The organism is Streptomyces sp. Q2 (assembly GCF_056820935.1).
Window position 1 is genome coordinate 1 of record NZ_JBXEJE010000092.1, and the last position, 10,389, is coordinate 10,389.

Here is a 10,389-nt window from a genome sequence, read left to right on the forward strand (position 1 = left end):
TCTGGACGGAGGAGTCCACCCCAGCAGCCAGCCGGGCACTACCTCCAAGCCCGGCCCTTCAGGGCCGGGTCAAGTTGACGCGCAGTTTCACGGCCAGGTAGTCGATGTTCCACTGGACGGAGGTGCGGGAGGCGGCCGGCCAGCCGGGGCGCAGCCGGTCCACGACCTGGTCGACCGTGGGCAGCGGCGCGTGCGGTTCGCCGCGCAGGCGGGGTTCGCACAGGGCGGCCAGCACGGCGAAGTAGCGCTTGGTGCGGTCGACGGAGAAGGCGGGCGCGGTGGTGTCGCCGTCGAGTCCGGCCTCGGCGCGCAGATGGTCGTGGCGCGGTGCCCAGACGTCGAAGGTGAGCAGGTCGCCCGCCGCGGGCAGCACGATCCGCGAGAACTCGAACGGTACGGGCGCCTCCAGGCGGCCCGGCCCGACCTTGATGTGCTCGCCCGCGCCCTCCGGGTTCTCCACGACGTACGTCTGGTGGGCGCTGAGGTTGCTCAGGGTCCAGAAGGTGCCCTGCGCGGTGATCGCGCCCGCCCTGCGGGACACCCCGTCGTGCGGAACGATCAGGTCGTTGTCGGACGCGGAACGGCCGAAGGCCAGCCGCTCGCCCGGTGCCAGCCGCAGTTGCGCGCGGTCCGGCTCGTCCTCCGTGGTCGGCGGAGGTACCACGATGATGCTGTACACGGTGCGTCTCCCCGTCCCCGCATGTCTACGAGTCAGGGTGGGCGACGCCCCGGGGCCGTGTCACGACGTGACACGGCCCCGGGCGAAGGATGGCGAGAAGGCGTCGTGGCGATCCGCCGTGAGATGTGGTGAACCGGTGCTCAGTTCGAGCGGATCACGATGGACGAGCAGACCTTGTCTGCGAACGTCTGACGCTTGGCGTCCCACGCCGGCCACAGCCAGCCGAGGTAGCACGCCAGGCTGTCCAGGAAGTGCGCGATACGGCGGACGAAGGCCATGCCGACGCCGAGGGGCTGGCCGTCGCTCTCCCGCACGAGGCGGATGCCGAGCGCCTTCTTGCCGAGCGTCTGGCCGGTGCGGCCCTCCTGGATCAGCATCCAGATCGCGATGCCGATGACGCCGAGGAAGCCGATGATCGACAGGAACCCGGTCTGGGCGCTGACATCGATGGCCACGAGGACGTACGGGACCATGAGGACGAGGCCGTCCACCAGGGTGCCGAGGAAGCGCTGGCCCCAGTTCGCGTAGGACGGCGCCATGCCGTAGCCCGGCTGCTGCGGGTAGCCGTAACCGGCCGGGGCCTGCGGCGCCTGCGGATAGCCGTAACCCTGCTGCGGCGGCACGCCCTGCGGGGCCTGCTGCGGGTAGCCGTAGGGCTGCTGCTGGCCCTGCTGGGGGTAGCCGTAACCCGGCTGCTGCGGCTGCTGCGGCTGCTGGGGGTTCTGAGGATTCTGCGGCTGACCGTAGGGGTTGTTGGGCGAGCCGAAACTCATGGCGGGATTCCTCCGTTGCGCAAGCTGGGGACAATGCGGACTGCGCGGAGGAACGTCATGAACTGAGCGGTTTGCCCCCCGAACAACAACCGCGAACTGCGCCACACATCGTTCTAGGGCGGCGAGTTGTTGTCCAGCCGCATTCCGTATGTGTTGTGCAAGTGCAACATCGCTGATCATGGCGGGATACGGGCGGACGGGGGCCGTGCTGTCCGCTGGCACCCGGATTGGAACCGGGGCCGGGTCATCCGCGAGGATGGGGGCATGACCGCCCAGATTCTCGATGGCAAGGCCACCGCAGCCGCGATCAAGTCCGACCTGACCGTCCGCGTGGCGGCCCTGAAGGAGAAGGGGGTCACGCCCGGCCTCGGCACGATCCTCGTGGGGGAAGACCCCGGCAGCCAGAAGTACGTCGCAGGCAAGCATCGCGACTGTGCCCAGGTCGGCATCGCCTCGATCCAGCGTGAACTGCCCGCCACGGCGACCCAGGAGGAGATCGAGGCGGCCGTTCGCGAACTGAACGAGGACCCCGCCTGCACCGGCTACATCGTCCAGCTGCCCCTGCCCAAGGGCATCGACGAGAACCGGATCCTGGAGCTCATGGACCCGGACAAGGACGCCGACGGCCTGCACCCGATGAACCTCGGCCGCCTCGTCCTCAACGAGCCCGCCCCGCTGCCCTGCACCCCGAACGGCGTCCTGACCCTCCTGCGCCGCTACGGCGTGGAGATCAAGGGTGCCGAGGTCGTGGTCGTCGGCCGGGGCGTGACCATCGGCCGGCCGATGCCGCTGCTGCTCACGCGCCGCAGCGAGAACGCCACGGTGACCCAGTGCCACACCGGTACGCGTGACCTGTCGGCCCACCTGAAGCGCGCCGACATCATCGTCGCCGCGGCCGGTTCCGCCCACCTGATCCGCGCCGAGGACGTCAAGCCGGGCGCCGCCGTCCTCGACGTCGGCGTCTCGCGCAGCGCCGAGGGCAAGATCGTCGGGGACGTCCACCCGGACGTCGCCGAGGTGGCCGCCTGGATCTCCCCGAACCCCGGCGGCGTCGGCCCGATGACCCGCGCGCAGCTGCTCGTCAACGTGGTCGAGGCGGCGGAGCGCAGTGTCGGCTGAGGGCACGACCGGCAAGGCCGGTGACATGGGCACCGCCGAGAAGCCCGAGGGCACCGTCGAGAAGGCCGAAGGCCCCGACGAGATCGAGGTGCGCGACCCCGTCAGCGCTCCCGACGCCGACGGGAAGCCGCGCCGGACGACCCGCCGCTTCCCCCTGTTCACACGGGACACCGCGCGTCCCGAGGGCGGCGGCCGGGCCGCGCCGAGCGACGCCCCGGCGCCCGCCCGGCAGTGGCCGGTCCTCGTCGTGCTGGCGATGGCCGGGCTCGGACTGCTGCTGACCGCCTTCGACCTGTTCCGCGTCGGCATCCTGCTGCTCGGCGTCGCACTGCTGGCCGGCGGTGCGCTGCGCTGGCTGCTGCCGGACGTCGGCATGCTCGCGGTGCGGTCCCGCTTCACCGACATCGTCACGTACGGCGTGCTCGGCCTCGTGATCGTCCTGCTGGCGATGATGGTGCAGCCGAACCCCTGGCTGGTGATCCCGTTCCTGAAGGACACGCTGCATCTCACGGTCAGCAGCTGACCGGTGGCGTACGGCGGCGGGCCCGCCCCACCCCCCCCCCANCTGGCGATGATGGTGCAGCCGAACCCCTGGCTGGTGATCCCGTTCCTGAAGGACACGCTGCATCTCACGGTCAGCAGCTGACCGGTGGCGTACGGCGGCGGCCCGTCCCCTCCCCCGAGCAAGGACGGGCCGCCGCCGCGCACCACACTCCTGCACGGTGAACCGGCTGTTCAATGGCTGTCCGTGCGCTGTGGCACGGAAGTGACCGTTCCGCCACGGTGTCCTGGCCTTGCGACAGTGGGGCCGGGCACGGGAACCGATCAGCCCTGTGACGTCGTCACCTGCTCAGGATCGGGGTCCCGAGGGGAGGTGGCCGATGGGTGCCTGGCAGCCGTTGCCGGACGATCTGCCGCCGGAGGTGCGGCACTTCGTGGAACAGTTGCGGCTCCTGAAGGACCGCACGGGACTCAGCCTGGTCGCCCTCGGCGCCCGCACCGCCTACAGCAAGTCGTCCTGGCACCGCTATCTCAACGCCACCCAGCCCCCGCCCCGGCAGGCCGTCGCCGCGCTGTGCCGGATCGCGGAGCTCGACGGCACGGACGCCGAACGTTTCGGGGTGCGTTGGGAGCTGGCGGTCCAGGCGTGGCCCCGCCCGGCGACGGTGCCGGCCCGGCCGGACGGGAGCGGGCCGGGCGGCAGCGGGGGCGAGGAGTACGAGGACGACCCCACGCTGCCGTGGTGGGACGCGCCCCCCGAGGAGAGCGGTCGCGGACGGGCAGGGCGACTGCTGCTGTACGCCGTACTGCTGCTCCTTCTCACGCTGTTGGTCGGCGTCGTCGGCACCGTTGCGTTCGGGTGAACCGAACACCTGCGTGACAGGCGGTATTTCCGGTGTGTGACACTCGTGTCGATGTATTGACAAGTTCGCGGATTTGACACGAAGTGGTTCTACATCGGCGCTAGCGTGTCCTTTTCTGCCGTCGACTTACTGGACCTCTGCCCGGTGGGCGTGCAACGGTGCATGCCCGCGGCCACGATGCACCTGTGCGCCCCCACCCCGGGAACTGAGATCCTGACTGTGCGCATCCCTGTGGGTAGCCACAACGGGACTCGGCAGAGGCACCACGCACGGGGAAAAGCGGAGAACAACCAGCACAACCGGGGGGAAGAGGGGGGTAGCAATGCCTCGTTGGAGGGCCTTGCCCGACGAGCTCGATCCGCAGGTCAGAGAGTTCGCGAGCCAGCTGCGGCGGCTCGTGGACCGCAGCGGCTTGAGCATCGCCGCGGTGGCTGACCGCACGGGTTACAGCAAGACGTCCTGGGAGCGTTATCTCAATGGCCGGCTGCTCGCGCCGAAGGGCGCGATCGTCGCCCTGGCCGAGGTCACCGGCACCAATCCCATTCATCTGACGACGATGTGGGAGCTCGCCGAGCGCGCCTGGAGCCGCTCGGAGATGCGCCACGACATGACCATGGAGGCCATACGGATCTCTCAGGCTCGCGCCGCGCTGGGCGAGTTCGGCGCGCCCGCGGCGGGCGCCCAGGGCAGCAGGACGGCCCGCAGGAGCGGCAGCGCCACGGCCACGCCCGGCATCGCCGGACCGGCCGGAGTGGTCCCGTCGGTGCCGGCCCAGCCGACGGCGCCGGACGTCCGGGACTCGGCGGGCGACGTCCGGGACGTCCGTCCTTCGGGCGGGTCCCCGGGCGGTTCGTCCGGCGGGTCCTCGAGTTCCTCCGGCTCCTCCTCGGGCGGCAACTCGTGGGGACTGGCGGGGTACGAGCGGCCGGCGCCGACCGGCGGGCGTGGTGCCGGTGCCGGATCCCCGGCTTCGGCCTCGGGCGCGGCATCCGCATCCGCATCGGCCGACGCTCCGGCGCGGACTTCCGCGCCGGCGAGCCCGTACGGCGACCCGCCGCAGGGTCATCGTCGGGGTGGTGAGTCCTCCGGCGGGTCGGGCGGCAAGCGGCGGCTGACGATGTTCCTCGCGGGCGTCTTCGGGGTGCTCGTGGTCATCGTGGCCGCGTACTTCCTCACCAACGGCGGGGACGACGGCAAGAAGGAGGACGTCGCGGCCTCGCCGTCGCCGTCGGTCAGCACCGACACCGACCTGCCGGCCGGGGTGAAGTGCAGCGGTGACTCCTGTACGGGCAAGGACGCGGAGAGCATGGGGTGCAGCGGTGACCTCGTCACCACCGCCAAGACCGCGACCGTCGGCAGCACCGTCGTCGAGGTCCGCTACAGCGAGACCTGTGGCGCGGCCTGGGGGCGCATCACGCAGGCCGTGCAGGGCGACGAGGTGCGGGTGAGCGCGGCGAAGGCCGACGAGCAGACCGGGACCATCACGGTGGCCGGGGACACGATCGCCTACACACCGATGGTGGCCGTGAAGGACGCGGGAGAGGCGGAGGCCTGCGCGACGCTGGCCTCGGGTCAGGAGGGGTGCACGAAGTAGCGGGAAAAAGAATCCGGACGGACGCGCATGCCCGCCTCGATCGCGGGCACGCGAACGTTACCCCCACGGGAGTCCGGCAATCGGAACCCCCCCGAACGGCGGCCGCCTTCGTCCCCCTCTCCCGGACGGGCGGCCGCCGCTTCTTGTGGACGCCCGTCCGGGAGGCTCTCTGTGGGGTGGGCCACACCGCCCCGGACGCCCGGGATCCCGGAGGCGCGATAGCCTGACCGCTGATCTCTCTTGACGCCAAGAGATCGATCAAACGTCCGGGGCAGGGACGCCCCACCGCCAGCTGTCATACGGAGAACGCCATGACCCGCACTCCCGTGAACGTCACCGTCACCGGCGCGGCCGGCCAGATCGGTTACGCCCTGCTCTTCCGCATCGCCTCCGGCCAGCTGCTCGGCGCGGACGTGCCGGTCAAGCTGCGACTCCTGGAGATCACCCCTGCGCTGAAGGCCGCCGAGGGTACCGCCATGGAGCTGGACGACTGCGCCTTCCCGCTCCTCCAGGGCATCGACATCACGGACGACCCGAACGTCGCCTTCGACGGCGCCAACGTCGCCCTCCTCGTGGGCGCCCGCCCCCGCACCAAGGGCATGGAGCGCGGTGACCTCCTCTCCGCCAACGGCGGCATCTTCAAGCCGCAGGGCAAGGCCATCAACGACAACGCCGCGGACGACATCAAGGTCCTCGTCGTCGGCAACCCGGCCAACACCAACGCGCTGATCGCCCAGGCCGCCGCCCCGGACGTACCGGCCGAGCGCTTCACCGCGATGACCCGCCTGGACCACAACCGCGCGCTGACCCAGCTCGCGAAGAAGACGGGCTCCACGGTCGCCGACATCAAGCGCCTGACCATCTGGGGCAACCACTCCGCCACCCAGTACCCCGACATCTTCCACGCCACGGTCGGCGGCAAGAACGCCGCCGAGGCCGTCAGCGACGAGAAGTGGCTGGCCGAGGACTTCATCCCGACCGTCGCCAAGCGCGGCGCCGCGATCATCGAGGCCCGTGGCGCGTCCTCCGCGGCCTCCGCCGCCAACGCCGCCATCGACCACGTGTACACCTGGGTCAACGGCACCGCCGAGGGCGACTGGACCTCCATGGGCATCCCGTCGGACGGCTCCTACGGCGTCCCGGAGGGCCTCATCTCCTCCTTCCCGGTCACCACCAAGGACGGCACGTACGAGATCGTCCAGGGCCTGGACATCAACGAGTTCTCCCGCGCCCGTATCGACGCCTCCGTGCAGGAGCTGGCGGAGGAGCGCGAAGCGGTGCGCGGCCTCGGCCTGATCTGAGCCGGACGGCTCGACCGAGCCTCCCGTCAGGACCCCGCACGGGCCCTGTTCCGTCATCGACCGGAACGGGGCCCGTGCCGTTTTCCGGGTGACCGCCCGGCGAGACGCTTCTCGAACCAGTGGGCGGCGTACACGTTGTCGTCGTAGCGGGGGATCTCCCGGTACCCCGAGGCCCGGTACATCGTCTGCGCCTCCGTGAGCGCCGCGTGCGTGTCCAGTCGTACGACGTCGAAGCCGCGGGCGGCGGCCTCGGCCTCCAGCGAGGCGAGCAGCCGTCGGGCGAGACCCAGGCGGCGGGCGTCCGGGTGCACCCACACGTGCCGGATCTCGCCGGCCCCGGGCTCCAGCCGGCGCAGCGCCCCGCAGCCCACCGGGCGGCTCTCCTCGTACGCGACGAAGAAGGCGCCGGCATCGCCGGACACCTCCTCGGGCCGTACGAGAGCTGACCGGTCGAAGCCCTCCGGGAAGCGGGCGTCGATGTCGGCGGCGTACGCGTCCAGGCAGGTGCGGGCGTCGGGGGAGGCGCCGGGGACGAGGGCGACGGTGATGGCGGCCAGCCGCAGCAGGCGCTGCGCGGTGGCCAGCGCGCCGGTCAGCTCGGTCCGCTGGCCGGGGGCGAGGCCTTCGAGCAGGCCGGCGGCGAGGGCGCCCGCCCTGCGATTCTGCTCCTCGACCTCGGTGCGGCCGGCGGGGGTCAGTTCCACCCTGCGCAGCCGGCTGTCGTCAGGGTGGACGCTCGTGCGGACCAGGCCCTGTCTCTCCAGGGCCTTCGCCATCCGGCTCAGATACCCGGCGTCCAGCCCGAGCCGCGTCCTGAGCTCCCGCAGGGACGCGCCGGACGCACTCTCGTGGATCTCGAACAGCAGCCGGGCCTCACCGAGCGGACGGCCCTGGCCGAGATAGTGGTCGTCCAGGACGCCGATGCGGCGCGTGAAGTAGCGGTTGAAGCGGCGCAGGGCCGTCACGTCTTCCATGGACACTGGCTTCATACTTCTTTGACTTTAGTCAAAGGAGTCGCGGGGGTCCATGGCTCGGAGGCCGACGTCCGTGGCGGCCCGAAGCCGGCGGGGCATGACGAGTGAGGGCGGAGACACCGGGCGTGACATTCCGGTTCCGCCGGCCCCACCTGTCCCTCTATGCTGATGGTTTGTCAACAACAGCATGAGCAAGGGTTTTTCCACGCATCGGGGGAATGGCGTGAGCACCGCGTACGTGCCTCAGCAACCACATCAGACACCTGCCGGCACACCGCCGGCCGAACCGCCTCCCACCGCGCCGCACGCCAGCGAGGCGACCCGGCTGCTGTGCGCGGGCACCTATCTCGACTCCGGTTACCGCGACAAGGTCATCGAGGAACTGCATCTCAACGAGCAGCGGATCGCGGCCCCTTCGCTCGGCTTCGACGCGGCCCGCGTCCTCGCGCACGCCCTGCGGGCCCGGCGCCAGGAACTGATGTGGGCCGGGGCGATCCTGGGGCTGTGGGTGATCGGGACGGCGCTGACCGGGGGTGTGCTGGGCATCTTCCTGTGGCCCAGCCTGTACCTCGCGGTCGCCGGCTGGGTCAGGGGACGCGGAGAGCAGCCACCGCTGTACCGCCGGGTGCCCGCCTTCCTGCTCCGCTGGTGGGGGCGCATCATGTTCGCGCTCCTGCTGCTCCTCGTGACGGTCGCGGCGTTCGGCGGCACGGACGACAGCGATGCGTACGGCTCGTCCTACGACTCGTACGGCTCCACCGGCCTGTACGGCGACAACTTCTCCGACTCGCCGGGCTTCTCCGACGCGGTGGTGCCCGACTTCGACGACCTCGGCAGCTTCGTCGAGCCCTGGCGGGCCTGGGCCACGCTCGTGATGTTCGCCCTGATCGCGCTGTGTCTGGCCGCCCAGCGCGGGCAGTTCGCCCGGGTGATGGCCGCCGAACTGTCCCCGCAGCGCTTCCCGGACGCCGCCGGCGACCCCGCCGAGCGGGCCGAGGGGCAGCGTTTCCAGCGGCTGAAGGAGCGCATCCGGCTGGAACAGCACGCGCCGCTGATCATGTACCACGAGGCACGGCCGTTCTGCGGCGCCGGCGCGGCCTACGAGACCTGGGTCCTCGCCGTCGAACTGCGCCCCGACGAGATGAAGAAGCAGCAGCCGCTCGGCAACCGCATGGTCCTGGAGAAGATCCGGCCCCTGCTCGAACAACTGCGCCTGCCCGCCGAGTACGCGGGCAACCTGGGCCGCGACCGGCTGCGCCGGCTGGAGATCGACGAGTGCGTGTTCCTGCCCGTGGAGGGGCTGCGGCGGCGCGAGGAGGCGCCGTACACCCCACAGGCGTTCGAGGAGCACCGGGCGCGCGCGGTCGAGGAGGGCGCCGAGAAGCGCCGGCACTTCCTGCGGATCCGCGTCGGCGGCTGGGAGGAGGAGCTGGTCGTCACGGTCTTCGTACGCATCCACACCCAGGGCCGCATGCTCATGCTGGAGATCGCGCCGCATGTGCTGACGCCGGTGCGCGAGGACTTCAAGAACGCCGACCGCACCGCCCATCGCTTCCGCAACAACAGCGCGCTCGGCAAGGGGGCCTGGGCGATGGTCCGGGTGCCCGGCTCCGCGATCGGCTCCCTGGTCCCGCTGGGCAAGGGACTGGCGTACGTCTGGCGGCTGCTCACCGGCGGCAACGCGGGCGCGCTGCCCGAGGGGCCGGCCGTGTCGGTGCGCGAGGTGGGTTCGGTGGCCGTCGGGTCCCTGTTCCAGGAGATGGACGTCTCCCGGTACCTCAAAAGCGTGCAGGACCGTGTCGCCAACGGCGTGCGGGCCGCGCTCGCCGACTCCGGTTACCAGACCGGCGAGTTCGTCCAGAAGATCGTCAACATCAGCAACGGCGGCGTGAACATCGACCGGATCGCGGACAGCACCTTCGCGGTGGGCAGCCACGCGTCCGCGTCCTCCTCGACCACGACCGGCGCCGCCGCGCCGCAGAAGGGAAACCACACCGATGGCAACGGATGAGCCGAACGTCAGCATCGGCGACGTCTCGCACAGCACCTTCGCCATCGGCAGCCACGCGCACGCCGAGAGCCACCACGGCACGGCCGTACAGCGCGACCAGGCCGCCGAGGAGCTTTTGAAGGCGGTGCGCGAGCTGCGCGCCGACCTGACCCGGGTACGGGCCGGCGAACAGACGGCCGCCCTGGACGAGGCACTCGCCGAGACCGAGGACGAGATCACCCGCACCGGACAGGCGGGTCCGTCTCGTCTGGACCGACTGCGGCAGCTGCTCACCGACTCGCAGGCCCTGGTCGGCCTGATCGCGTCCGCCGGGGCTGTCGCCGGTCTCCTGGGGCTGTGAGAGGGACGGGATGAGCGACAGCGGGGGAACGCGGTACTGGAACGAGGAGACCCAGCGCTGGGAGGAGGACGACGGCACGAGGCCCGGCCTCCCGTCGCCGACGACGCCGCCACCACCGGCCCGGCCGGGGTTCGCTCCGGCGTGGCCCACAAACACCTCGACGGGGGCGGCGGCAGCGGAGACCGGGGACGGTCCGGCCACGGCGGCGGCCGATGCGGCGGATGGTCCGGCCGT

At 71.3% G+C, this 10,389-nt stretch carries 9 protein-coding genes and 2 pseudogenes; 8 read left to right on the forward strand and 3 right to left on the reverse strand.

Annotation, left to right across the window (positions count from 1 at the left end; all coding sequences use genetic code 11):
* Positions 1–76 precede the first annotated feature (76 nt).
* Together ACWBNA_RS47430 and ACWBNA_RS47435 are read right to left on the reverse strand one after the other, a co-directional pair.
* A pseudogene (locus ACWBNA_RS47430) lies at positions 77–679 on the reverse strand (FHA domain-containing protein); the annotation flags it as partial.
* Between the two features lie 140 nt (positions 680–819).
* On the reverse strand, positions 820–1,452 hold the full coding sequence (locus tag ACWBNA_RS47435; protein ID WP_482710817.1) for an RDD family protein: 633 nt from the start codon (positions 1,450–1,452) through the stop codon (positions 820–822).
* Positions 1,453–1,716: 264 nt separating this feature from the next.
* On the opposite strand from ACWBNA_RS47435, the gene ACWBNA_RS47440 reads away from it, so the two are divergent.
* From ACWBNA_RS47440 to ACWBNA_RS47460, 5 genes are all read left to right on the forward strand, one after another.
* On the forward strand, positions 1,717–2,571 hold the full coding sequence (locus ACWBNA_RS47440; RefSeq protein WP_217235127.1) for a bifunctional methylenetetrahydrofolate dehydrogenase/methenyltetrahydrofolate cyclohydrolase: 855 nt from the start codon (positions 1,717–1,719) through the stop codon (positions 2,569–2,571).
* Positions 2,572–2,596: 25 nt separating this feature from the next.
* On the forward strand, positions 2,597–3,094 hold the full coding sequence (locus ACWBNA_RS47445) for a DUF3017 domain-containing protein (RefSeq protein ID WP_482710823.1): 498 nt from the start codon (positions 2,597–2,599) through the stop codon (positions 3,092–3,094).
* Positions 3,095–3,452: 358 nt separating this feature from the next.
* On the forward strand, positions 3,453–3,935 hold the full coding sequence (locus ACWBNA_RS47450; protein ID WP_482710818.1) for a helix-turn-helix domain-containing protein: 483 nt from the start codon (positions 3,453–3,455) through the stop codon (positions 3,933–3,935).
* 322 nt (positions 3,936–4,257) lie between these two features.
* Positions 4,258–5,529: an XRE family transcriptional regulator gene (locus ACWBNA_RS47455; protein ID WP_482710819.1), complete on the forward strand. Its 1,272-nt coding sequence runs from the start codon at positions 4,258–4,260 to the stop codon at positions 5,527–5,529.
* 311 nt (positions 5,530–5,840) lie between these two features.
* A complete protein-coding gene (locus tag ACWBNA_RS47460; RefSeq protein ID WP_482710820.1) occupies positions 5,841–6,830 on the forward strand; it encodes a malate dehydrogenase in 990 nt (329 codons plus the stop codon).
* A gap of 53 nt (positions 6,831–6,883) precedes the next feature.
* Here ACWBNA_RS47460 and ACWBNA_RS47465 read toward each other — a convergent pair whose 3' ends face one another.
* Positions 6,884–7,804 (reverse strand): GNAT family N-acetyltransferase, encoded by a 921-nt coding sequence (locus tag ACWBNA_RS47465; RefSeq protein ID WP_482710821.1) that lies wholly within the window; start codon positions 7,802–7,804, stop codon positions 6,884–6,886.
* A gap of 223 nt (positions 7,805–8,027) precedes the next feature.
* Here ACWBNA_RS47465 and ACWBNA_RS47470 point away from each other — a divergent pair, with 223 nt between their 5' ends.
* The 3 genes and pseudogenes from ACWBNA_RS47470 to ACWBNA_RS47480 form a co-directional block, all read left to right on the forward strand.
* On the forward strand, positions 8,028–9,815 hold the full coding sequence (locus ACWBNA_RS47470) for a hypothetical protein (RefSeq protein ID WP_482710822.1): 1,788 nt from the start codon (positions 8,028–8,030) through the stop codon (positions 9,813–9,815).
* The gene (locus tag ACWBNA_RS47475; RefSeq protein ID WP_383873267.1) at positions 9,802–10,155 is read left to right on the forward strand and encodes a hypothetical protein; all 354 of its coding nucleotides are present in this window, start codon (positions 9,802–9,804) and stop codon (positions 10,153–10,155) included. The genes ACWBNA_RS47470 and ACWBNA_RS47475 overlap by 14 nt, the downstream gene beginning before the upstream one ends.
* A gap of 10 nt (positions 10,156–10,165) precedes the next feature.
* Positions 10,166–10,389 (forward strand): annotated as a pseudogene (locus ACWBNA_RS47480) (hypothetical protein); the annotation flags it as partial.